16 protein-coding genes are annotated in these 23356 nt (G+C 68.0%); 10 read left to right on the top strand and 6 right to left on the bottom strand.

Features of this window, described 5'->3' with window-relative positions; all coding sequences use genetic code 11:
- Together QCZ28_RS16210 and QCZ28_RS16205 are read left to right on the top strand one after the other, a co-directional pair.
- Window positions 1–258: hypothetical protein (locus tag QCZ28_RS16210; protein WP_279517434.1), on the top strand; the 258-nt coding region annotated here is incomplete at its 5' end.
- A gap of 16 nt (window positions 259–274) precedes the next feature.
- The gene (locus QCZ28_RS16205) at window positions 275–1444 is read left to right on the top strand and encodes a helix-turn-helix transcriptional regulator (RefSeq protein ID WP_279517433.1); all 1170 of its coding nucleotides are present in this window, start codon (window positions 275–277) and stop codon (window positions 1442–1444) included.
- A 35-nt stretch (window positions 1445–1479) separates the two neighbouring features.
- Here QCZ28_RS16205 and QCZ28_RS16200 read toward each other — a convergent pair whose 3' ends face one another.
- Complete coding sequence (locus QCZ28_RS16200) at window positions 1480–2730, bottom strand: HNH endonuclease signature motif containing protein (RefSeq protein WP_279517432.1); 1251 nt, start codon at window positions 2728–2730, stop codon at window positions 1480–1482.
- A gap of 95 nt (window positions 2731–2825) precedes the next feature.
- On the opposite strand from QCZ28_RS16200, the gene QCZ28_RS16195 reads away from it, so the two are divergent.
- The 3 genes from QCZ28_RS16195 to QCZ28_RS16185 all read left to right on the top strand — a co-directional run bounded on the left by QCZ28_RS16195 (window position 2826) and on the right by QCZ28_RS16185 (window position 5748).
- Window positions 2826–3770, top strand: a complete 945-nt coding sequence (locus QCZ28_RS16195) for an inositol-3-phosphate synthase (protein WP_279517431.1) — start codon at window positions 2826–2828, stop codon at window positions 3768–3770.
- Between the two features lie 128 nt (window positions 3771–3898).
- Entirely contained in the window at window positions 3899–4405 is a 507-nt protein-coding gene (locus QCZ28_RS16190) for a SigE family RNA polymerase sigma factor (RefSeq protein WP_279517430.1), read from the top strand.
- Window positions 4402–5748: a hypothetical protein gene (locus QCZ28_RS16185; protein WP_279517429.1), complete on the top strand. Its 1347-nt coding sequence runs from the start codon at window positions 4402–4404 to the stop codon at window positions 5746–5748. The genes QCZ28_RS16190 and QCZ28_RS16185 overlap by 4 nt, the downstream gene beginning before the upstream one ends.
- A 3-nt stretch (window positions 5749–5751) precedes the next feature.
- Here the strand turns inward: QCZ28_RS16185 and glgA are convergent, their stop codons facing one another.
- A complete protein-coding gene (gene glgA, locus QCZ28_RS16180) occupies window positions 5752–6960 on the bottom strand; it encodes a glycogen synthase (protein ID WP_279517428.1) in 1209 nt (402 codons plus the stop codon).
- Between the two features lie 72 nt (window positions 6961–7032).
- Between glgA and glgC the strand changes: the two genes are divergently transcribed.
- Both glgC and pgm read left to right on the top strand, forming a co-directional pair.
- On the top strand, window positions 7033–8265 hold the full coding sequence (gene glgC, locus QCZ28_RS16175) for a glucose-1-phosphate adenylyltransferase (RefSeq protein WP_030335777.1): 1233 nt from the start codon (window positions 7033–7035) through the stop codon (window positions 8263–8265).
- A gap of 31 nt (window positions 8266–8296) precedes the next feature.
- Window positions 8297–9940, top strand: coding sequence for a phosphoglucomutase (alpha-D-glucose-1,6-bisphosphate-dependent) (gene pgm / locus QCZ28_RS16170; protein ID WP_279517427.1), 1644 nt, complete (start codon window positions 8297–8299; stop codon window positions 9938–9940).
- Between the two features lie 113 nt (window positions 9941–10053).
- On the opposite strand, the gene QCZ28_RS16165 is transcribed toward pgm, so the two are convergent.
- The 3 genes from QCZ28_RS16165 to QCZ28_RS16155 all read right to left on the bottom strand — a co-directional run bounded on the left by QCZ28_RS16165 (window position 10054) and on the right by QCZ28_RS16155 (window position 15789).
- Entirely contained in the window at window positions 10054–10986 is a 933-nt protein-coding gene (locus QCZ28_RS16165) for an NAD(+)/NADH kinase (RefSeq protein ID WP_030335155.1), read from the bottom strand.
- A 91-nt stretch (window positions 10987–11077) separates the two neighbouring features.
- Entirely contained in the window at window positions 11078–14185 is a 3108-nt protein-coding gene (locus QCZ28_RS16160) for a M14 family metallopeptidase (RefSeq protein ID WP_279517426.1), read from the bottom strand.
- Window positions 14186–14385: 200 nt separating this feature from the next.
- A complete protein-coding gene (locus QCZ28_RS16155; RefSeq protein WP_279517425.1) occupies window positions 14386–15789 on the bottom strand; it encodes a UDP-glucose/GDP-mannose dehydrogenase family protein in 1404 nt (467 codons plus the stop codon).
- A gap of 252 nt (window positions 15790–16041) precedes the next feature.
- Here QCZ28_RS16155 and QCZ28_RS16150 point away from each other — a divergent pair, with 252 nt between their 5' ends.
- Window positions 16042–17352 carry a hypothetical protein gene (locus QCZ28_RS16150; protein WP_279517424.1) on the top strand — a complete coding sequence of 437 codons (1311 nt, stop codon included), beginning with the start codon at window positions 16042–16044 and terminating at the stop codon, window positions 17350–17352.
- A gap of 591 nt (window positions 17353–17943) precedes the next feature.
- Window positions 17944–19359 carry a hypothetical protein gene (locus tag QCZ28_RS16145; RefSeq protein WP_279517423.1) on the top strand — a complete coding sequence of 472 codons (1416 nt, stop codon included), beginning with the start codon at window positions 17944–17946 and terminating at the stop codon, window positions 19357–19359.
- 800 nt (window positions 19360–20159) lie between these two features.
- Here the strand turns inward: QCZ28_RS16145 and QCZ28_RS16140 are convergent.
- Window positions 20160–21503, bottom strand: a complete 1344-nt coding sequence (locus tag QCZ28_RS16140) for a glycosyltransferase (protein ID WP_279517422.1) — start codon at window positions 21501–21503, stop codon at window positions 20160–20162.
- Between the two features lie 490 nt (window positions 21504–21993).
- Between QCZ28_RS16140 and QCZ28_RS16135 the strand changes: the two genes are divergently transcribed.
- Window positions 21994–23172 carry a hypothetical protein gene (locus QCZ28_RS16135; RefSeq protein ID WP_279517421.1) on the top strand — a complete coding sequence of 393 codons (1179 nt, stop codon included), beginning with the start codon at window positions 21994–21996 and terminating at the stop codon, window positions 23170–23172.
- The last annotated feature ends 184 nt before the right edge of the window (window positions 23173–23356 follow it).

Genomic DNA, 23356 nt, shown 5'->3' with positions numbered 1-23356 from the left:
CCCACCCACCTACCGCCCACCCACCTACCGACCATTTCGTCGTGCCGTGAGGAGGCACAGTTGGACGAGCGTTTGCCGGACGGGCCGTTGCCGCCCGCGTACCCGATCGCCGGGGCGCGGCCTCCGCAGCCGGACGGGGATCGGGTGCCCGGTCCGCCCCGGCCGACGCGGGCACCGCTCACCCGGCGGCAGTACGCCTACGGACTCGTGATCGCTGTGGTCGTACTCCTGTTGTTTGTTCTTGGGGTCGTGCGGTGAGCGCGACGGGCCGGCGGTGAACGAGCTGCCGGTGGGTCGCCGGGTCGCGCAGTGGCGGGTGCGGCGGAACATGACGCAGCAGCAGTTCGCCGACCGGCTCGGCAAGTCGAAGAGCTGGGTGGACAAGGTCGAGCGTGGGGTACGCCGGTTGGAGCGGGTGTCCAACCTTCGGGAGGTCGCCGAGACGCTGCGCATCGACGTGGAGGTCCTGCTGGAGGCGCGGCCCATGCGGCCGACGCCGGTCGTCGCCGGGGTGGACGGGATCCGGACGGCGTTGGCCCGGTACCACCTGCCGGGCACGGACCGACCGCCGCTGGCCGAGGAGGTGGTTACCCGGCTGGCGCATGCCGAGCAGAGCTATCGGCATGCCCGGTACTCGGCACTGCTGATGCTGCTGCCCGGCCTGCTCGACGACGTGCGCGAAGCACGGGCAGCTCACCCCGCCGCGGCGGACGAGCTGCTGGTGTCGGTGTACGCGCTCGTCGCCCTGGTGCTGATCAAGGTTGACCAGGGCGAGTTGGCCTGGCTGGCCGCCGATCGTGGGATGGCTGTCGCCCTGGCGGCCCACGACCCGCAGCTGGCCGGCACCGCAACCGTGCCGTTGAGTCAGGCGCTGCGGTCTCGGGGTCGACGACGGTCCGCTCTGGACGCGGCGGTTGCCGCCGCCGACCGCATCGGAGCGCACGAGTTCGACGTCGGGTCCTCGGCCAACCTGGCGCTGCGGGGGACGCTGCTCCTTCAGGTCGCCCTCGCCGCCGCAGGTGGGAGAGACGAACGCCTCGCCCACCAGTCACTCGACCAGGCCGAGACGATCAGCCGAGACATCGGCACGGACGGCGGCGGGAGCTTTTCCCGGGCGGCGGTCGAGGCAGCCCGTGTGGTGGTCGAGGTGACCCTCGGCGACAGTCCAACGGCGATGGCGCGGCACGAGCGGCTGGTGGCCGGAGACGAGTGGCGGTGGCTCCCGCTCGAACATCGGGCCGCGTACCTCCTCGACGTGGCCCGCGCGTACGCCCGGGTCGGCGACATGCTCCGGGCGGGCCGGACGCTGCTCGACGCGGAGCGCACCGCCCATGGGGAGGTGCACGACCGGCCGGTGGTGCGGAGGCTGGTCGCCGTCGTGTGGAGGTCGGCCGACGCGCCCGCCGGCTTGGCCCCGCTCGCCGCCACCCTCCACGTCACCTGACGCACGCCCCGCGCTCGGCTTCCCCGCGTCGGTGGCTATCTGCGTCGGTGGTAGTGGTTGCGGCGGGGGAGTTGTTCCGGATCGAGCCAGGCGGGTGGGACGAACTCGGGGTGGCCGTCGCCGCCGAGGTGGACCGCCCAGTCGCCGTGGTGCAGGTGTCGGTGGTGGTGGCCGCAGAGCAGCACGGCATTGTCGAGGCTGGTGTCGCCGCCGTCGGCCCAGTGCCGGATGTGGTGGCCGTCGCACCAGCGGGGCGGGCGGTCGCAGCCCGGGAAGGCGCAACCTCGGTCGCGGAGCACCAGGGCGCGTCGCAGCGGACCCGAGATGAGGCGGCGTTGTCGGCCGACGTCGAGTGGTTGGCCGGCACCGCCGAGGACGGCGGGGAGGATGGCGGCGTCGCAGGCGAGCCGGCGCACGGCCTCGGGGGTGAGCTGAAGACCGGTGTCAAGGGTGCCGGTGCTCAACTGCCGGGCCAATGGGTCATAGCCGGTGGTGACCACGACCTGGGCAGGGTCGGCGCCGCGCTCCGGCAGCTCACCGGTGCGCAGCGCGAGGCGGCACACGTCGGCCAGGGCGTCGTGGCGGCGTTGCCCGGCGCTGCGGGTGTCGTCGGGACCGGTGGGTGTGGTGAGCGGGTCGATGGCGGCGCGTAACGCGGCGGCGGCTTCGGTGTCGAGGATGCCGGTGAGGCGTAGCCGGCCGTCGGTCTGCTCGCTGATGGTGATGTGCCGGTCTCGGGCGGTGCGCGACTCGTGGGCTCGCAGCGCGGCCTCGGTGGCGGCGTCGGCGATCTCTGGGGCGACGTGGTCGAGGATGCGGGTGCCGAGCCTGCGCAGCAGGGCCGCGTCGAACCGCGTCGCCCAGTCGACGAGGACGCCGACGGCTTTGTCGGCGGCCTCCGTGCCGGCGGTGCCGTGGACGGTCTGGACCGTGTCGGCGATGACCCGGACCTGCGCCACGTCGACCAGCCCGCTGGCCAAGGCGTCCCGCACCCCGGTGGGGGCGGCGTCGAGGGTGGCGGCCAGCTCGACCAGCCGCCGGCCGGCACCGACCCCGAGACGAAGCCGGTCCCGCAGCCACACCGCCGTCGAGGACGCGCCCTGGGCGGTGGCGGTGCCTCGACCGTCCAGCTCGCGCACGAGGGCGAGCTTGACCGCGGCCAGGCGTTGCTCGATGCGGTGCGCCGCGTCGAGTGCCGCGACGAGGTCACGCTCACCGGCGGCCCAGACGGGCGTGTCGAAGCAGGCCGCGACAGCGGCCTCGGCCTGCTCCAACGCATCGATCACAGGCAGAGACTAGAACAGATGTACGACTCCTTCCGGCCCGTTACGGGATACCGTCGGGACGGACCGCCGAACCGGAGGTGACGTAGCCTTCCGCCATGATCAAACGGGTGAAGGTCGCTGTTGTCGGCGTCGGCAACAACACGTCGGCACTGGTGCAGGGGCTTGCTCTCTACCGCGACAGCGGCAGCCTGGTCGGCATCCGTCGACCGGTGATCGACGGGCTCGGCGTGGGGGACATCGACATCGTCGCGGCCTTCGCCACCTCCGCGGAGAAGATCGGTCGGGACCTGACCGAGGCGATCTTCCTGCCGCCGAACAACTTTCCCCGGCTGGACTGCGACCTGCCCAGCGCGGGTGTGCCCGTCACGAAGGGCCTCGTCGACGCGAGCGAGGTGCCGCGGGTGGCGGCGGCGCTGGCCGGGGCGGAGGTGCTGCTCTACTCGGCGCCCAGTGGCCGGCCGGAGACCGCCCGGGCGTACGCCGAGGCGGCGCACACGGCGGGAGCCGCGTTCATCAACACCACCGCCGACCCGGTCGCGCGCGATCCACGGCTGCTGGACAGGTTCGAGGCGGCCGGGCTGCCGCTGATCGGCGACGACCTGGCCAGCCAGTTCGGCACCTCGGTGCTGCACAACGCGCTGCTGCGGCTCCTGGCGGAGCGGGGCCTCACGCTCGTCACCTCCTACCAGGTCAATCTGGGCGGCACCGAGGACTTCCGCAACCTTGTCGAGAACCCCAACACCAAGGCGCAGTCCAAGCTCAACGCGCTCTCGGCTGCCGACAAGGTGCAGGTGGCTCCACTCGGTTACCTGTCACAGCTGAAATCGCAGAAGGTGGCGCACCTCAACCTCGAGGCGCAGGGATGGGGCGGAACGGCCGTGAGTCTCGACGTGAAACTGACGGTGCACGATCCGAGCGGTGCCGCCGGGGTCAACATCGATCTGATTCGGCTGGCGGCCAGCGCCCTGCGCACCGGGCAGGGTGGCTATCGTGCCGAGGCGGCTTCGCTGCTCAAGTCCCCGCCCGGCACGGCGATCTGAGGTGAGTGCCGCGGCGCGCGGCTCAGCCTGACCGGATCGGCCGCAATGCGGTCACGACACGAGTTCGCACGCGACCCGCCACAACCAAAACGGGTCCGGGACCACTCCTAGTGTTTCGGGAGGCCGGATTGCGCAATGAACGAGAGTACGTCGAGTACGTGCAGGCACGCATGCCGTGGCTGCGACGACTGGCGTACCGGCTGTGTGGGCAGTGGTCGGCCGCCGACGACCTGGTGCAGGAGTGCCTCGTCGCGCTGTACCGGCACTGGCGTAGGGCATCGGAGGCGGACTCCGTGGACGGCTACGTCCGGGTGATGCTGGTCCACGCCTACCTGGCCGAGCGGGAGCGGTCCTGGACCCGACGGGTACGGCCGGTGGCCGACGTGATCGGGCCCGCGACGCCGCCGCTCGCCGGCGCCGAACACCGCATCGACCTGCTCGCCGCGCTCACGAAACTGTCCCGTGGACAGCGCGCGGTGCTGGTCCTGCGCTACTGGGAGGACCTCGACGTCGCGCAAACCGCGGTGGCGCTGGGCTGCTCGACCGGCACCGTCAAGAGCCAGACCTCGTACGCCATCGCGGCGTTGCGCCGCCTTCTGCCGAACTACGAGCCGGAGGGGTCGGACACGCCATGAGAGAACTGTTCGCCACCCTGCCGGACGATCCGCCGCCGTTGCCGCCCGGTTACCTGGACGGCGTGCTCACCCAGGCCCGCCGCTCAATTCGGCGCCGCCGGCTCGGCGTCGCCTCGGTGTGGGTGGTCGCCGTGCTGGTCCTGGCCGTCCTGATCGTGCCCGGTGTGCAGGGTTCCGTTCAGCCAGCGGCCCCGTCGACGAGGCCGAGCCTGCCGGACCGTCTCGCCGGGTACTCACTACTCACCAGCACCGTCGCGAAGGCTCCGCCCGGCCGCGCGATCGCCCTCTACGGCTACGGCAACGGCGAGACGTTCAGCATGTTCCAGTCACTGGTCGTCGGGGCCGACGGAAACACCTATCGGCGGGTCGACGCCAGTGAACAGCGGAACCGCCCGTCGGCGCTCCTCGCCCCGGACGGCACTCACGTGCTGCTCGGCGACGAGCGTGGTGCGACCGACAACCTGATCCTCGAGGATCTGACCACCGGGGGGCGCCGATCCCTTCCGCTCGGCGAAGAGGTCGGCGTGCGGCTGCTGGCGTGGTCCCCCGACGGCGGTCACGTCGCGTACAGCGCGGCGCCGCTCAGCAACTCCGGCGAGTTCGGCACCGTCAACGTCGTCGAAGCCGAGGTGGCCCGCACCGGCACGCTCTGGCTGCTCGACCTGTCGACCGGACGCCGCACCGAGGTGCCGACGATCAAACCGGCGTGGACGGCGGCGTTCGCTCCGGACAGCCGCCGCCTGGCCGTGCAGGTCGGCCAGACGGCCCACCTCATCGACCTGGACGGGCGCGAGTACGGCAAGGTCCAGATCCCGGCCGGACGTGAACTGGCGGCCGAGGTCGGCTGGTCGCCGGACGGCCGGTTCCTCGCCACCGAGCAGTGGATCCTGGATGGGCCGTTCAACGGCACCACCGGCGGAGACACCGGCCGCCACGGCACCTTCCTGTGGAAGGTCGGCGACGTCGACTTCCTGCCCGTCACGGACGACTTCACACCACCGGCGGCGGTCCAGGACGTCGTGCAGCTGCTCGGCTGGCGCTCGGCGGACACGATGGTCGTCGCGACAAGTGACTCCGCGGGTCACCTGGCGCTGGCCGAGGTGCAACTCGGCACCGGTACCCGACGGACGCTGTCCCGCTTTGACACCGGCCGTACCTGCGAGTTGGGCATGCAGAACTGCGAGGTCCTCGACCTGCACCTAGCTGCCGGCCTGCTGCCCGAGCTGACCGTCCGCGACGCCGGCCGTCCACAGCGCGGGCCCTGGCCGACGCCGGTGAACGTCGTGGTCGCCGTCGCCGTCCTCGGTGCCGGGTACCTGCTGTGGCGTCGGACACGTCGCTGAGCGCTAGCCCGTCGCCCCGACCGAGCGGTACACCTCCAGGGTCTGCCCGGCGATGGCGTCCCAGGAGAAGTGCTCCACCGCGCGGCGCCGGCCGGCCAGGCCGAACCGTTCGGTGCGCGCCGGGTCCGCCAGCAGCGTGTTGATCGCCGCCGCCAGGTCGGCCACGAAACGGTCCGGGGCCAGGGGCGTGCCGGAGCCGTCGGTGGCCTGCTCGATCGGCACCAGCAGCCCGGTCTCACCGTCGGCCACGACCTCGGGGATACCGCCGGTGGCGGTCGCCACCACCGCCGTCTCGCAGGCCATCGCCTCCAGGTTGACGATGCCCATCGGCTCGTACACCGACGGGCAGGCGAAGACGGTGGCGTGGGTGAGAACCTGGATCACCTCGGGCTTGGGCAGCATCTCGGCCACCCAGACCACCCCGGAACGGTTGGCCCGCAGCTCGGCCACCAACTCCTCGACCTCGGCGGCGATCTCGGCAGTGTCCGGCGCACCGGCCAGCAGCACCAGCTGGGTGTCCGCCGGCAACTCCCGGGCGGCGCGCAGCAGGTACGGCAGGCCCTTCTGCCGAGTGATCCTTCCCACGTAGACCACGCTCGGCCGGGACGGGTCGATGCCGAGCCGGTCGAGCACGTCGGTGCCGGCGTCCGGGGCGTACTGGACGGTGTCGATGCCGTTGTAGACCACCCGGACCCGGTCGGGATCGATCTGCGGGTACGCGGTGAGCACGTCGGCGCGCATCCCGCCGCTGACCGCGATGATCGCGTCGGCCGACTCGTACGCCGTGCGCTCGATCCACGAGGAGAGCGCGTAACCACCGCCGAGCTGCTCGGCCTTCCACGGCCGCAGCGGCTCCAGGCTGTGCGCGGTCACCACGTGCGGCACCCCGTGCAGCAGCTTCGCGGTGTGACCGGCCAGGTTCGCGTACCAGGTGTGGCTGTGCACCACGTCGGTGCCGGCCGTGCCGGCGGCCATCTCCAGGTCCACGCCCATCGTGCGCAACGCGGCGTTCGCGCCGGTCAGGCCGGGCGGTTCGGGGTACGCGGTGACGCCCGGCTCGGAGCGCGGCAGGCCGAAGCAGTGCACCCGCACGTCGGTGCGGCGGCGCAACTCCCGGGCCAGGTACTCGACGTGCACGCCCGCGCCGCCGTAGACCTCCGGTGGGTACTCGCGGGTGAGCAGATCGACGCGCAGCGGGGTGGGTTCCGTCATGACCCCGCACCCTAGTGCAGAAGACTCCCCGTACGAGTGGTGAAGTGGGGCGAGGGTGGATAGCGTCTGGGCATGGCTGCCAAGGTGCTCGCGATCGTCCTGGCGGGTGGGGAGGGCAAGCGCCTGATGCCACTCACCACGGACCGGGCCAAGCCGGCCGTCCCGTTCGGCGGGATGTACCGCATGGTCGACTTCGTCCTCTCCAACCTGGCCAACGCCGGCTATCTCAAGATCGTCGTGCTGACCCAGTACAAGTCCCACTCCCTCGACCGGCACATCACCAAGACCTGGCGGATGTCCACGCTGCTCGGCAACTACGTCACCCCCGTGCCCGCACAGCAACGTCGCGGTCCGTGGTGGTTCGCCGGCTCGGCCGACGCCATCTACCAGAGCTTCAACCTCATCAACGACGAGCAGCCCGACTACGTGATCGTCTTCGGCGCCGACCACATCTACCGGATGGACCCGCGGCAGATGGTGGAGGACCACATCGCCTCCGGCGCGGCGGTGACCGTCGCCGGCATCCGCCAGCCGCTGTCGATGGCCGACCAGTTCGGCGTCATCGAGGTCGGCGAGGACGGCAAACGGATCCGCGCGTTCCGCGAGAAGCCCACCGACGCGGTCGGCCTGCCCGACGCGCCGGACGAGATCTACGCCTCGATGGGCAACTACGTCTTCACCACCCGGGCGCTCTGCGAGGCGGTCGAGCGCGACGCCGAGGACAAGACCAGCAAGCACGACATGGGCGGCAGCATCATCCCGATGCTCGTCGAGCGCGGCGAGGCCAACGTCTACGACTTCCGCGACAACGAGGTGCCGGGCAGCACCGACCGCGACCGCGGCTACTGGCGGGACGTGGGAACGCTCGACTCGTTCTACGACGCCCACATGGATCTGATCAACGTGCACCCCGTCTTCAACATGTACAACTTCGACTGGCCGATCTACACCGAGCAGCCGCCGTGGCCTCCGGCGAAGTTCGTCCACCAGTGGGGTGAGCGGGTCGGCCGGGCGGTCGGCTCGATGGTCTCCCCGGGTGTGGTGATCTCCGGCTCGCTCGTGGAGAACTCGATCGTCTCGCCGAAGGTGCGGGTGCACTCCTGGGCGCACGTCGAGGGCTCGGTGCTGATGGAGGGTGTGGAGATCGGCCGGCACGCGGTGATCCGGCGGGCCATCCTGGACAAGAACGTGTTCGTCCCGGAAGGCGTCGAGATCGGCGTCGACCTGGAGAAGGACCGGCAGCGCTATACCGTCTCCGACAACGGCATCGTGGTGATCGGCAAGGGCCAGAAGGTCGTGCCGTGAGCGTCCCGCACTTCCCGAGGAGGATCCCGCAGTGACCCACCCCCGTGCCGGCCAGCCCGCCGAGCCCGCCGACCTGGTCGACGTGCCGCGTCTGGTGACCGCCTACTACGCCGAGCATCCGGACCCCGCGGACCCGGCCCAGCAGGTCTCCTTCGGCACCTCCGGGCACCGCGGCTCCAGCCTGCGCAACGCGTTCAACTCCGACCACATCCTCGCGGTCACCCAGGCGCTCTGCGACTACCGACGCGAGCAGGGGTTGGACGGGCCGCTCTTCCTCGCCAGGGACACCCACGCGCTCTCCGCGCCGGCCGCGGTGGACGCCCTGGAGGTGCTCGCCGCCAACGGGGTCACCGTGCTGGTGGACAGCCGCGACGGCTACACCCCGACCCCGGCGCTGTCGCACGCGATCCTCACCCACAACCGGGGGCGGACCAGCGGCCTCGCCGACGGCATCGTGATCACCCCGTCGCACAACCCGCCCGACGACGGCGGGTTCAAGTACAACCCCACCAACGGCGGGCCGGCCGACACCGACGTGACCCGGTGGATCCAGGACCGGGCCAACGCCATCCTCGCCGCCGGGCTCAAGGAGGTCCGCCGGATCACCTACGCGCGGGCGCGGGCCGCCGACACCACCGGTGAGTACGACTTCCTCGCCCACTACGTCGACGACCTGCCGGCGGCGATCGACATCGACGCCATCCGTGACGCGGGGATCCGCATCGGCGCGGACCCGCTGGGCGGGGCGAGCGTGGCGTACTGGGGTGAGATCGCCGAGCGGCACCGGCTGGACCTGACAGTGGTCAACCCGACTGTCGACCCGACCTGGCGGTTCATGACCCTGGACGGCGACGGCAAGATCCGGATGGACTGCTCCTCGCCGAACGCGATGGCGTCGCTGATCGCCGCGCGTGCCGACTACCAGATCTCCACCGGCAACGACGCCGACGCCGACCGGCACGGCATCGTCACCCCGGACGCCGGGCTGATGAACCCCAACCACTTCCTGGCGGTGGCGATCGGCCACCTGTTCCGCACCCGCACCGAATGGGGTCCGGCCGCCGCCGTGGGCAAGACCCTGGTCTCCTCGTCGATGATCGACCGGGTGGCCGCCGACCTGGGCCGGCCGCTGCTGGAGGTGCCGGTCGGCTTCAAGTGGTTCGTGCCCGGCCTGCTCGACGGCGCTGTCGGCTTCGGTGGTGAGGAGAGCGCCGGGGCGTCGTTCCTGCGCCGCGACGGCTCGACCTGGACCACCGACAAGGACGGCCTGCTGCTCTGTCTGCTGGCCGCCGAGATCCTGGCCACCACCGGCCGCAGCCCGAGCGAGCACTGGGCGGAGTTGGCCGAGCGCTTCGGCACGCCCGCGTACGCCCGGATCGACGCCCCCGCCACCCGGGAGCAGAAGGCCGTGCTCGGCAAGCTCTCCCCGGACCAGGTCACCGCCACCGAGCTGGCCGGCGAGCCGATCACCGCGACGCTGACGACCGCCCCGGGTAACGGCGCACCGATCGGTGGCCTGAAGGTCAGCACCGAGTCCGGCTGGTTCGCCGCGCGGCCCTCCGGCACGGAGGACGTCTACAAGATCTACGCCGAGTCCTTCCAGGGCCCCGACCACCTGAAGAAGGTCCAGGAAGAAGCCAAAACCCTGGTAGACCAAGCCCTAACCCAGGCCTGACCCGCACCCCTGACCCCGGGCGCCTCGCCCGTTGATCATGAAGTTATTGCCACCCGGCGCGGCGTGTCGTGGCAATAACTTCATGATCAAGCCGGGTGGGGCCGGGGTGGGGGTTAGCAGGGTGGGGGGTCGGCGGGTGGGGGTAGTTGTTGGCCGCGCCGGCGCAGCTCTTCGGGGAGCAGTTCGCGGAGTTGCTCGGGGAGGAACGGCAGGTCGAGCAGCGTCATCTTCAACTGGTTGCGTTCCTGGTAACGCAACGGGTCGAAGCGGACCACCAGACCGGCATCGCGGCGGTACGAGATGTCCACCGTCCCCTCCGTCGCCGCGTCGCGGAACACCAGCCCGTCCATCTCCACGACCACCGGCGACGAGTTGGGCTGCAACTCCAAGCGGATCTTCTCGTCCGGGGAGAGCACCACCGCCCGGGAGATGCCGGCCATCGGCGCCGCCGGCGTGATCACCACCGAGTCCGCCGCCGGGGAGATCAGTGGACCACCGGCGGCGTAGCTGTACGCCGTCGAGCCGATCGGCGTGCTGACCACCACGGCGTCGCTGCGGTAGTAGCCGTACTGCTGGCCGTCGATGGCGAGCGTGACGCTGACGAAGCCGGCGCCCGGCTGGCGAACCAACGCGATGTCGTTGAACGCCACGATGTCGTCACCGCAGACGTCGCAGGCGAGGCAGGCGTGCGACTCGATGGTGAAATCCTTCGACAGCAGCCGGCTCAGCGCTTCGGGCAACTCCGGCGGCTCGACTTCGACGAGAAACCCCAGACGACCCAGGTGTACGCCGAGCACCGGCTTGGGGTCGCCGATGGCGGAGCGCAGCGCACCCAGCATGGTGCCGTCACCGCCGATGCTGATCAACGCGTCGGCGCGGGCCGCGACCTCACCCGCCGGCACCGGCTCGACGGCGGACGGGACACGGTGCTGGTCCTCCTCGCGCACCATCAGCGTCTTGTGGTGACGCGTCGCCCACCGCTCGATGATCCCGACCACCTCGGTGACATCCCGGGTGGGGTGCAGCACAAGTCCCAGCCCCGACACCCGTACAGCTCATCACATCGCTGGCGGGCGCACCCGGCGTACGCCGAAGGTGTGCCGGCGGCCCGCGGACCGCCGGCACACCTCGCCGCCGTCAGGGGCGGGGCTGACCGGTGAGGTGGGTCAACGAGCGGGCGACCAGGTCATCGCGGGCCGCCGGAGGCAGACCCTCCAACCCGAAGCCCAGATACACCGTGTCCCCGGTGACCACCACCGAACCCTCCTCGAACGCCTGCTGGCTGCGCGACCAGTCGTTGGCGTTGCCCGCGGAGCCGGGCGGCGGACCGGCCACCGTCCAGCCCCCCAGGTCGGCCGACTCGAACGAGGTCTCCGCCACGGTCGACCCGTCGACAAGCACCCGGGCGTCGTCCAGGAAGACACCCAGCCCCTGGGTGCCCCAGTCCGAGGCGTACGTGATCGACACCTCGACCTGCTTACCGGCGTAGCCCGACAGGTCGACCACGAACTCCTTCCAACCACCCGACGACCCGGTCGCCGCGTTCCAGCTGCCGGTGCTCCCGGTGGGGGAGCAGTCCGCGCCCTGGTAGTGCGCGAGGAACGGGTGCAACTGCTCCACCCAACCTTCGGCGCAGCTGTCGCCGGTGACAGTGCCGGTCTTGCCGTTGACGTCCGGCAGTGTCGTCCAGTCGTCGCTGCCCACCTCGTGCGCCTCGACGAACATGAAGTCCCAGTCCTGCTCGATCTCGTACGAGGTGAAGAAGCGCAACTCCGCGCTGCTCGCCCCGGTGAGGTCCACCGTGCGGGTCAGCCGCTTGTACGACTCGTCGGTCTGCCCGCTGTACAGGTACCACTCACCGGTACGCGGATCGAACGGCGCACCGCCCGGTCGGGTCCAGCCCACCGGCGCGGAACTGGCGAACTGCGGGAACTCGTCCGGCGGCAGGAAGCTCGACGTGGTCAGGAACGACGCGGTGTGCGCCTGGTTCTCCGCCGAGCCCGAAGCGTTCAGCTGCCCGCTGAAGCCGGTGAACGCCGCGTCGGTCCCGGCGACCGGGAACGGTTCCCCCGCCGGGCTGGTTCCGCCGTCGCTGACGTAGGTGTGCGCGCCCAGCCAGTACTGCTGGAAGTCGTTCAACAGGGGCAGACAGCTGGCGTCACCGGCGTCGGTGCACTCCGGTGGCGCGTCCGGGTGATAGACGTACGACCCGTTGGCGCCCTGCGCGAACAACGCGTACTGGCCGCTGAGCAGCAGTTTGCCGCCCTCGTTCAGGTAGTCCCGAACGGCCAGCTCGGTGTCCAGGGCCGCCCTGGCCGTCGTGCCGGCCACCTGACCGGGGGAGCGCAGGATCACGTCGTCGCCGGTCTCCCAGACCACCGCCCGGTAGTGCGACAGCACGCCCAGCGGATGCGGCGCCTTACGGCCCATGACGTCGAAGTCGTACACGTCGCTGCTGCGCCCGGCGGCGCTCAACGACGCCGCGACCTCGTCGGCGTACTTCGCGGAGCTGCCGGTCTGCGCCGGGCTGAGGCCGGTGACGTCCTCCATGGCGAGGACCAGCACGTCACCGCCGATGTCGTTGTGCACCCGGTAGGTGAAGTGTTCGCTGGCCACCACCCCGGCACGCGGTTTGTTCCCGGTGAACCAGACCTCCACCCGGTCGCCCGGCTTCGCACCGCTGACCGTGCCCCGTAGCTCCGCGTAGTAGTCGTCGTGCGTGTCGCCGTACCGTTCGCCGCCGCGCCACTCGCGGACCGCGACAGTCTTCGGCCGCCCACCGTTGACCATGTAGTGCATCCGCACGTTCTTCAGCGCCCGACGGGTGATCGAGGCGACCTGCTGGGTGCGCCCGTACGAGGTGTCGAAGGCGTCCACCACGAAGTCCGGGGTGCTCCGACCAACCACCGACACCGGCTCGTCCGGGTCCGCCGCAGACCGGGCCACGGCCAGCGCGAACGGCAGGTTCTTGCCCACCTCGCCGGCGATCAGCGCCTCGTCGTCCGGGAAGATGAAACCGCTGACGCAGTCCTCCGGGCGCCACTGGTCGTCCGGGTCGACAGCCGAGGCGGCCTCGCAGGTGGACATCTCCGGGGTGAAGCCCAGCGTGCCGTACTTGACGGTGGCGTGACTGTCGGTGTCCCCGTTGGTGGTGTACAGCTCCGCGGAGATGTCCGGGTCGTAGCCGGGCACCGCCGGGTGCGCGTCGTCCCCGGCCATCGCCTTGTAGATCTCGTCGTCCGGGGTGGGGGTGCTCACCTGCCAGCCGACGCCGTAGAGCAGCAGCTCGGCCGCCGAGTGGTAGTTGACGAAGAACTCGAACCCGACCCGCTTGAAGAGCCGGTCCAGGGCCACCGTCTCCGGCTCCGAGTTGGGGCCCGGGCCCCGGTAGGTCTCACTGTTCGGCTCCGGCGACGAGCCCTCGTTGTCGTACCCCCACTTGTAGCTGAAGTTGCGGTTCAGGTCGACGCCGTCGCCGGAGCCGATCTGCCCGTCACCGTTGTTGTCCCGCAGGTTCTTGCGCCACAACCGGTTGCCGGGGGTGAAGGTGAAGTCGTAGCCGTCCGGGTTGGCGACCGGCAGGAACCACAGCTCGGTCGTGTTCAGGAGTTTGGTGATCTCCGGGTCGGTGCCGTAGCTGTCCAGCACGTGGTGCATGAGTCGGCGGGTCATCTCCGGCGTGATCCACTCGCGGGCGTGCTGCGCGCCGGCATACAGCACCGCCGGCCGCTTGCCGTCCTCGACGGTCCGCGCGTTCTTGGTGACCTTCACCGCGACGATCGGCTGCCCCTGCTGGCTGCGACCGATCGTCTGCACCTTGGTCAGCTTCGGATACCGGGCCGCGGTGGCGTTCAGCTCGTCGCGCAGGCCGCCCGGCTCACCGTAGGGACGGAAACTCGTCCAGCCGGCCGCGGCCTGCTCCCGCAGCGCCTGCGACGCGTCCTTGCCGCGAACCTTCTTCACCGACAGCGGTACGCCCTTGTCGGCCAACCGCTTCGCCTGCCGTCGGCTGAGCACCGTCTCGACAGTCGTCCGGCCGGCCGAGTCCGTCTTCGCGTCGTGGCCGAGATCGACCCCCGCCGCGCGCAGTTGCTCCCGCTGTTTCGCGTCGACGGTGCCGACGTACACCTCCAGGCCGTCGCGGGCGCCCGGGTCGGACGGTGGCCGCGCGCTGGCCGGTGGGGTGAGTGCCAGTGCGCCGAGCAGGGTGACCACGCTGGCGATCGCCAGTCGTCTCGGTCTCATCGCGCCTCCTTGGGTGAAGGACCTGTAGGCGCGAGCCTTCGGTGCGGCGTGATCGATGTCAATCGGTCGATGGGTGCGTGGTTGCTAGCCGTGCCGACGTCGCTGCTTGCTGTGATGGTCGGTTCGGTGTCGTGTTGGTTGATGTACGTGTACGCCCGGCCGGACTGCTGGAAGTCGTTCGCTGACGGCCATAGGGTCGATCACATGAACGTCGGGTTCTCCGTCATCTGAGGGCGGCCCATTCCTCGGTACTGCCAGCCCGCCCGGGCCCACAGCGTTGGATCCAGACAGTTGCGACCGTCTATGACGCGACGGTCGCTGACGAGAGCGCCAAGGATGTCGGGGTCCGCGTTGCGGAATTCGGCCCATTCGGTGAGCACGCAGACAAGGTTGGCGTCGAGCACGACATCGGCCATGGTGGGGGCGTAGCTGAGGTGCGGCTGTGCGCGGCGGGCATTGGTCATGCCCTGCGGGTCGTAGACGTGAACAGCGGCGCCAGCCTTGGCCAGCAGGGCGGCGACGGCCAGCGAGGGTGCGTCGCGTACGTCGTCCGAGTTGGGTTTGAACGTGGCGCCGAGCACGGCGATACGGAGGCCCGACAGGTCGGGGCCGGCGGGTCCGTAGCGGCGGCCGAGGAGCTCCGAGGCGAGCTGAACCACGCGGGCGCGGCGGCGCTGATTGATCAGGTCGACCTCGTGCAGGAAGCGTAGGGCCTCGCCAGTGCCGAGTTCCTGAGCCCGGGCCTGGAAGGCGCGGATGTCCTTGGGTAGGCAGCCGCCGCCGAAGCCGAGGCCGGCCTGGAGGAAACGGTTGCCGATGCGTGGATCGTGGCCGATGGCCCGGGCCAGTTCGACGACGTCGCCGCCGGCGGCCTCGCATACCTCGGCCATGGAGTTGATGAAGGAGATCTTGGTGGCGAGGAAAGCGTTCGCGGCTACCTTGACCAGTTCGGCGGTGGCGAAGTCGGTGACCACGACCGGCACGTCGCGGTCCTCGCTGGCGGCCAGGTCGAAGACCCCCTTGTGGGAGGCGTGGAGCATGCCGCTGGCCCATTCGCTCTTGACGCCGACGACGATGCGGTTGGGGCGCAGCACGTCTTCGACGGCGAAGCCTTCCTGCAGGAACTCCGGGCTCCAGGCCACCTCGACGCCCAGGTCGGCGGGAGCATGTTTTTCGACGAGTTGCTCTACCCACTCCGCGGTGCCGACCGGCACAGTGGACTTACCGACGATGAGGGCCCTGCGTGTCAGGTGCCGTGCCAGGCCGGCAACGGCAGCTTCGACGTAGGACAGGTCGGCACCCATGCCGTCGACGCGCTGGGGAGTGCCCACGCAGATGAAGTGCACGTCGCCAAAGTCGGCGACCTCGGCCAGGTTCGTGCTGAACCTCAGCCGCCCGGCAGCCAGGTTCCTCTTGAGAAGTTCGTCGAGACCTGGCTCGTGAAACGGCACATCACCGCCGGACAGTTTGGCAATCTTGTTGACGTCGACGTCGTAGCCGATCACCTCGTAGCCCAGTTCCGCGAAGCAGATGGCGTACGTCGCGCCGAGGTAGCCGGTGCCGAGGAAGGTCAGCCGGGGGCGCGGCGCGGTGGTGGGTGACATCAACGACTCCAGCAATGTGAGAGTGGTTCCAGTAGGTGGCTTCTGCCTGTTCCTTGATATCCGACAGTATGGCCGCCGTGGCACGATTCGGATTTTCTGTCCAATAAGCTGAACGGGGCCGCGAGTATTCGCCGGCCGCCGTAACCAGGCGGTTGGGTCGTCGTTGTACGCCGCAGGCGTGGCACGTGCTGGCGGCGTCAGGCCAGTTGAGCACGGCATGCTGTTGCAGCAGGGAAAGGAACTTCTTCGCCGATGAACGCATCGATATTGCGCCACACGCTTCTTGCCGGGCGTCACCAGGAACTGGCGCGCCGAATCGCTCGCTTCGAAGAAGACCTAAGCCGTGATGACATTGAGCGAATTCAGGTTCGGAAGTTCAACGATATATGGAAGTACTGCATCACCGAGGTGCCGTTCTACCGTGCGTGGAAGCGGGAGCACCACCTGCCCGAGCGCATCCAACGGCCCTCCGAACTCCGCGACTTCCCTGTCATCGACAAGAACATCCTGATTCGGCGCGCCGACGAGATCTTCCAGGGCGGACGGATCACCCACGCCTACTCGAGTGGTGGGAGCACTGGCCAGCCAACTCGGTATCCGCGGGATCCCTCCGAAGTGGCTGACCGCTGGGTCGACAACTATCTCGGGCGCCATTGGTCCGGATTTCGTCCACTCGACCGGCAAGTGTTGCTCTGGGGGCACTCGCACTTGTTCGGTAGTGGCATGCGTGGCCGGCTGGCCCAAGGTCAACGTCGAGTAACCGATTACCTCGCCAACATCACACGGCTGAACGCCTACGATATGAGCGAGGCGTCGATGCACGCTCACTACATGGCCTTCCGCCGCAGCAATCCGGTTGCTGTCGTCGGCTACACCTCGGCTGTCTTCAAGCTGGCTCGGCACATAGAGCGGAATTGCTTGGACATTGGCAAGAAGAGCCGGCTCCGGGCCGCCATCCTTTGTGCCGAGACTGCTAGCGACGCGGACATTGCACTGGTTGAAAGGGTGTTTCAGGTACCAGCGGTGATCGAGTACGGGGCTGCCGAGACCGGAGTGGTGGCCATGTCATGTGGTCGCACCAGGTGGATCAGAGTCATCTGGGACAGTCACATCTGCTTGGTCAACACCGACGGGGATCTCACCATCACCAGCCTAACACCGCGGCTGTTCCCCCTAATCAACTATGCTATCGGTGATCGGGTCGAGCCGGCTGACGTGATTGATGGCAATGCGTTGGCCTTCCGTGCCGTGCTCGGCCGTGAGCAAGACATCGTTCAGGTCTCTTCGAGCACAGGCTTCCTGGAGCTTTCCGCCATCTTGCCAGTTCACATCCTCAAGTCTTACCCAGGGATCGTTGGCGTCCAGTTCCGTCAGGAGCGTCCGAACCTGCTCCGCATATACGTTCAGGCCGACCATGTACTCGACCTGAATGATGTGACCTCGTATTTCATCCGCGAACTGCGTAAGGACCATCCCAGCCTTGACCCGAACTCGATCCACGTTGACCAGGTGGCTGAGCAGGCCATGACATTGGCCGGAAAGCACCCGCTATTCGTGTCCTGAGCGTGGCATCTGCCACCCTTGATAGGCCAATGACCCCACCTTTGCTGCGGGGACGGGCGAGTGGCAGCGCACCTGTGATGCCGCGTCCGATGGCCGTCAACCGCCGGCAGATTCCGATCGTGTCAGCACTTGACCCGGCTTGACGGACATTCCAGATCGGAGGGTGGCGTGCGCCTCCCGAGAATGTTCATCCTGAAAAGTTCGGGTGACGATTTCGACCTGACCGGGATCTCGGTGCGGGCGGGTGAAGCATGCCGACCTCGACGCAGGCACTCGCGCGGACAGGTTGGCCAGCGACGGGCGTGACGAACTGGCGTGGCTCCGGCAGGAGAACCGTCACAAGTAGCGCGACAAGAGTTGTTGACCCGGGCCGTCACATTGCGGGTGGGTCGGGTCAATCCCACTAGCTTTCAGCCGCAAATCCACTTCAGGGTGTGAAGGAACCGATCTCCCGGGACCGGTCCGGCAACCCGGACGCCTTCGTCGTTCCAGGCAGTAGTCGGTTTGGGGATCCGCCAGAATCGCGCAATTGGGTCTGTCTACTGGTCAACGATGGTACAAAAGGGACAGAACCGCGACGATGGAGGTCACATGCCCACGCATAAGCGCACACTCTCTGCGCAGCAGCGATCCTCTGACATGGGAGTCCTGCTGCTCGTCATCGCCGCGTTCGGCCCCTACGTCGTATCCGGCGTGCGCACCGAACAACTCGCCGTGTTCGCTATCGCTGGCATCGCACTCCTGGCTCGTGCTCGACAACTCTCCGCCACACCGCTAGCCGCACTCCTCGCCGGATACGTCAGTTTCGCTGCGGTCGCCGCCATCGGGCCGGCCGAGCAACTCAGCGGCCATGGCGCTGTCGGGTTCTGGGCTGGACTCGACAACCTCGCGCTTCCATTAGCGGCCCTCACCGCCGGCTCCCTCATCGCAGCTGGCCAGGTAGACCGGGCGCGGCTCATCCGGATCGTCGCGGGGGCACTCCTCATTCTCTTGGCCGCCAACAGTGTGGCTTCCTACGTGTCACTGATGAACCCGGGCCAGTACGACCACGTTCTCAGTATGTGGTGGTCCGGCGCGTCCGAAATTACCACCGCCGAGAGGGCGGCCACGATGGGTCGCTACTCTGGCATCTTCAATCAGCCGGCGGAAGCCGGGGTAATGTACTCCATCGGGATCGTTGCCGCTGCGTATCTGTTGCGTCGCCGACTGATTCTGTTTGCCACAGCCGGGGTCACCCTCACCCTCGGGGGTCTGCTCACCGCATCGAAGGTCTTCCTTCTGGTCGGGCTTCCGATCGCACTGTGGCAGACGTGGGCCGGGTCAACATGGCGTACCCGCACCGGAACGGTCATCGCCGTCGCAGGGGTGCTGGCCGCGTTCGACTATCAGACTCGGCAGTCTGGCTCGCCGATCGGTGGGGTTCTCCTAGGCACGTGGCTCCATCCAGGGGAGCGTAGCCAAAGCCTGCTATCCCTCTACACTGCTGGCCGATTCGGTGAACAATCGGTCCTCGCGGACATCGCCAGCATCGTCCTTAAGTATTCTCCGTTCGCCGGGTTCGGCTTGGACGGCATGCGTGTCCCCTACGACAGCACCTGGGTTGAGGCACTGGTGATGGCCGGCGTGATCGGGCTGGTGTTGCAAGCCTTGATCATCGCCGTTCTTGTGTGGTCGTGGCTCAGGGTCCGCCGATGGGCGGACCCTGCCGCCGTACGGTTCGGGGCAGGGTTGGTGGCGATCGTGGTGGCCGGTTCGACAGGGCTGACCGTGACCACGGGCAACCGTATTGCGACGGTGGTGTGGCTGCTGGTCGCGCTGCTGCTGGTGGCCCCACCTGCTCGCTCATTGCGAGTTGCGGCACCGCCGCCAGCGGAGGCGCCCATCCCGACCCGCGTGGTGCGGAACCCTCGGCCGGGGTCGCTGACTCTGAGGGTCGAGGACCGGCGATCGGTCGGAGAGATCCCTTGGCCGGTGCCTACGCGCCCGCTGGCTGTTCATAAGAGGTGAAGGTGTCTGCCCAGCGCGGCGAGTGTGGATCCGTGAGCGGTCAGGTCGATCTGTTGGCGAGGCGGCGGGGGCTAGATAGGAAATCTAGATATTTGTCTAGATCGCTGATGTGTGACCGACGACCGCGGTCTGACCGACGAATATCAAACTAGCAAGTGTTGTTCTGGTGACCGGTGTTCATGACCGTCGTCCGTCTGGTGCAGTCGGGAGCTGGCGAGGCGCCAGCTGCACCGCGTCCAGGGATGCGGTCCACGACCCTTGGCCCGATTCGAGAGCCTCGACCATCGAGTACGGCCAACCGGAATCTCGGTAGTCTGATCCTTGCCGCGTTCGTGAGTGTGACACAAGATCCGCTGGCCGGCTCCGGATGACGTGGACCTGCTGTGGGGGACGTTCCTGCACCGCATCGCCATTGAATACTCGATCCGCCTGCTCAACGGACCCTCGGCTGGACCTGCCCCCAGCTACGCCTGGCCCGCGTCCTCGCCGTCCGACCTGCGCCGCCCTGGGAGCGGCCCGCACCACCGCAGCGTCTGTCATCCGCCCGCGTCTGCTGAGGCTTTTGGCAAATCCGCACCAAGGCCCCGTGCCCCGCCGGCGCACCCCCAACCCACCCACCCGAACTCGGGTGACCATCCGGCCACCGCAACAGCTACCCACGCAGCGCTACGTCATCAAACACCGTCTGCGGCACCGCGTCGATCAACGCCCGGCCACCACCAGGGCCACGCCAAGACAGCAACCACGAAGAAGATGAAGTCCGCCAATCCCTGTCCGCCTCGGACAGGCTAATGACCAAGCTAGACGACCTTCGAGTTGTCCTGGACTCTCTCACCTTCGTCGAGTTGCGAGACGTCCCTCAAGCTGGCAAACGGGGACTTTGGAATCGATCCCACCTGCCCTCCGGCCACCCACTCGAAGACCGCTCGATAGTCCTCCGCCGTGCTTCGCCAGGTGCGAGTTGCAAGCCTTTGGCCGGCGAGCCTCGAGGCGGCAGCGTAGCGGTCCCGGTCGGCCAGCAGGCGGCGTACCGCGTCCCTGATCGATTGAGGGTCGGCCGGATCGAAGAAGCAGACTTCCGCACCGGAGAACGCAACCTGGGCGCGAAGGGGCGCCACATCAGCGCATGCCACCGGCAGGCCCCAACTGAAAGCCTCGAAGATCGCCCCACTGGCAGCTTCCCAGATCGATGGGACGACCACGGCTGTGGCCCGGGCATAGATCGACACCAGTTCGTCTGACGTCACGAAGCCGGGGAACGAGACCCGGCCGCGCAGATCTAGCTGCGACGTTCGGGAGAGCAACACACCGGCCTGTGGCTCGACCAGCGGACCCGGGCACACCAAACACAGCTCGGGTAGGAGTGCCATCGCCTCAAGTAGCGGTGGGTGGTTTTTGTCGGGGCCGGTGGCCGAGGGGAAGAGCAGTAGTGCCGGGTCCGAGTTTGGCTGAATGCCGGGAGGGGGTGGGTTGAATACCGGGAGGGGGATCATCGCGGTCTTGAAGCGCGCCTCTGGAAAGGTCTCCAGCGCATGCTGATACGGGTGGGGCCACGAGGTGACCACAGCTCCAGCCCGGCTGACGTTTTCCCTGATCATAGCGTTGAGGTTGGTTGGCTCGGTGTTTGGCCGGAATCGTCGGAGGTCATGGAGCACGACGATCGATCGCGGCGCGCGTACCGGCACCGGCGAGAACGGGTAGACCGTCACGTCTGCATCGTCTTGCACAGGATTCGCTCGGTTACGCAACGCCCAGGACATTCGAGCGGCCAAGGCTGATCGTTGCGCCTGTGCAGGCAGCAGTTTGCGTAGTCGTCGGCCGAGCGGGCGGCTGGCGCTCAACGGCAGTTCAACCTCTGACCAAGACACCTTCTCATCCGGCACCTCGCGCAGCCACATACTACCCGTGTTCTGAGCGATGGTGACCTCGACCCTCATGCTTTCTGCGCTTATCGCGGCGAGTCCGTTGAGCAGCCCGTAGGTGTAGGTCTCGATGCCTGCGGATTCGCCCGGTATGATCGAGGAGGCATCGACTCTGATCCGCATGGCGTTCTGCCTTTCGTTCTGCTCGACGAGACGTTGGCTGTCGTGGTGGTGAGCTGCGACGGATTTGGTGAGGTCGCATTTCTTGTTGTACACCTTCATCGGGGAAAATTCGTCCAGCTTCTCGTGTGTCGTTGGAAATCGTCGGACCGTAACCTTGCGTCCGCTGAGTCGTTGACCGATGTGCGGTTGGCGACGCCGGCGCCTGGCCGACACACCCCCAATTGATCGGGCGTGTCGGCAGCCATCACTGAGAGGAAGAATTGATAGACTCAGTTTCCGTCGGAGATTACGCGCGGTTCTCATCGGTAGGTCGAGAGTCCAAGCCCAGGATCTCTCATCGATTTCATCGACCTCGTCGCATCGTGCGGCCCGCCGGTCGAAGGCCGGGTCCCCCTGGCGCCGGGCCGGCTTTCGTGGAGAAGTCGGATGGTTTGCCCGCCTTTCCGCCTCTCGTACTTGACCGCGCCGGCAACATTCCCTGCGGGATCCGGAGATGAGTGCCCGGTCTACCTCGCGGGATGTGCCCGCCGTTGCCGGGATCAGCAGACTCACCGGTCTGGCCCGTGGTATGGCAGGTGGGCGAGCGCCAATGGCGATGGCCGTCACCGGCCTGTCCAGCCTTGGAAATCTTCTCCTGTCGATCGCCGTCGCCCGAAGCGAGACGATCGCGGGGGTGGGGCAGTTCGCTATTGCCTTCTCGTTATACGTTCTCACTACCGGGCTCGCACGTGCTGTCGTTACCGACTCGGTTCTCGCCGTCGGGCGGTTGGAGTCGATCGGCCGAGGTTCGACCCGAGCTAGTGCGGTCGGTGTGGCTGTCGGGCTTGTTGTGGCGTTTGCTGGGGTGCTGATCCGCTCGCCGTACCTCACTATCGTCGGAGTGCTGCTGCCCGGCCTAGTGCTCTACGACTACAACAAGGTGGTCAACCTTGGGCTGGCCCGGCCGAGAGTTGCGCTTGTTCAGGAGGTGTTCTGGACAACTCTGACCAGTGTGGCGGTCATGCTCAACCTCCTGCACGTCGTTCCCTCGGTGGCGGTCTTTGGTATCTGGGCGGGGGCAGGCGCGTTGATCGGTTACAGCGTCGCCGTTCTGCAGAAGTACCCGGTAGTACCCAGTTGGGGGCTTGCCCGTTCGGAAACGAAGGTCGCTATGGGTTTCGGTGGCCAGTTTCTGGTGACGTCCGGCTCGGCGCAGCTCGCCAGCTCGATGCTGGCGGCTACTGCGGGCACGGCGGTCGTAGGTGCGCTGAGCGCAGGTCGGACCATTCTCGGGCCGATCACGCTGCTGTCGGGTGCGGCCTCGTCATTGATGATCCCGTACTTAGCCCGGACGAGGACAGCGCAGCCGCAGGTGCGGCTACGTGCCGCTCTTCGACTGACGCTCCTGGTAGGCGGGCTCACCCTGCCCTTGGCGCTGCTGTTGCCGCTGATTCCTGACTCGGTTGGTCGGTCAGTGCTGGCGGGGAACTGGTCATCGGCGCAGCCGTTGTTGTTGGCTCTCGCGCTGGAGGGCTTGCTCCAAGCGCCGGCCCTCATCGGCTTCGCGGGTCATCGGATACAGCAGGCTGGCGGTCGGGCGTTGCTGCTCGGGTCGGTGATGGGTCTGCTGCGCGTCCTACTTGTCGTTACGGGTGGAGTGATTCTCGGCGCCCCTGGCGCGGCTTACGCCATGGTGGTGATGGCGCTGATATCGACTGGGGTGTGGTGGGCTAGTTACGTCTCGCTGTTGAGGAGGGACGGCTCCCGGCGCGCTTTGGAGTTGATCTGATCGATGGGCTGGGCGACCCATGATTGCCCCAAAGGAACTCTCATGTTTTCCCTGCTGGACTTTGTTCTTGACGGGCCGTTTCCACCGATCTTTGCGTGTCGTTGGTCAAAAGGTGAAGCCTACGTTGTTCTGCAGTTGGGCGATCTGGTGAGGCAATCGTGGGTGGGCTATCCGGCATCCGTCC

This window comes from Micromonospora sp. DH14, from assembly GCF_029809455.1.
Taxonomy (GTDB): domain Bacteria; phylum Actinomycetota; class Actinomycetes; order Mycobacteriales; family Micromonosporaceae; genus Micromonospora; species Micromonospora parva.
The sequence above is the reverse complement of the archived record's forward strand: the minus strand, read 5'-3'. Positions and strand labels throughout refer to the sequence as shown.

Coding starts and splice junctions, on each gene's coding strand:
- QCZ28_RS16140 (WP_279517422.1), bottom strand. CDS start 21,503: ATGAAGGTGTACAACAAGAAATGCGACCTCACCAAATCCGTCGCAGCT.
- QCZ28_RS16195 (WP_279517431.1), top strand. CDS start 2,826: ATGATCAAACGGGTGAAGGTCGCTGTTGTCGGCGTCGGCAACAACACG.
- QCZ28_RS16150 (WP_279517424.1), top strand. CDS start 16,042: ATGAACGCATCGATATTGCGCCACACGCTTCTTGCCGGGCGTCACCAG.
- QCZ28_RS16155 (WP_279517425.1), bottom strand. CDS start 15,789: ATGTCACCCACCACCGCGCCGCGCCCCCGGCTGACCTTCCTCGGCACC.
- QCZ28_RS16145 (WP_279517423.1), top strand. CDS start 17,944: ATGCCCACGCATAAGCGCACACTCTCTGCGCAGCAGCGATCCTCTGAC.
- glgA (WP_279517428.1), bottom strand. CDS start 6,960: ATGACGGAACCCACCCCGCTGCGCGTCGATCTGCTCACCCGCGAGTAC.
- QCZ28_RS16135 (WP_279517421.1), top strand. CDS start 21,994: ATGGCGATGGCCGTCACCGGCCTGTCCAGCCTTGGAAATCTTCTCCTG.
- QCZ28_RS16160 (WP_279517426.1), bottom strand. CDS start 14,185: ATGAGACCGAGACGACTGGCGATCGCCAGCGTGGTCACCCTGCTCGGC.
- glgC (WP_030335777.1), top strand. CDS start 7,033: ATGGCTGCCAAGGTGCTCGCGATCGTCCTGGCGGGTGGGGAGGGCAAG.
- QCZ28_RS16185 (WP_279517429.1), top strand. CDS start 4,402: ATGAGAGAACTGTTCGCCACCCTGCCGGACGATCCGCCGCCGTTGCCG.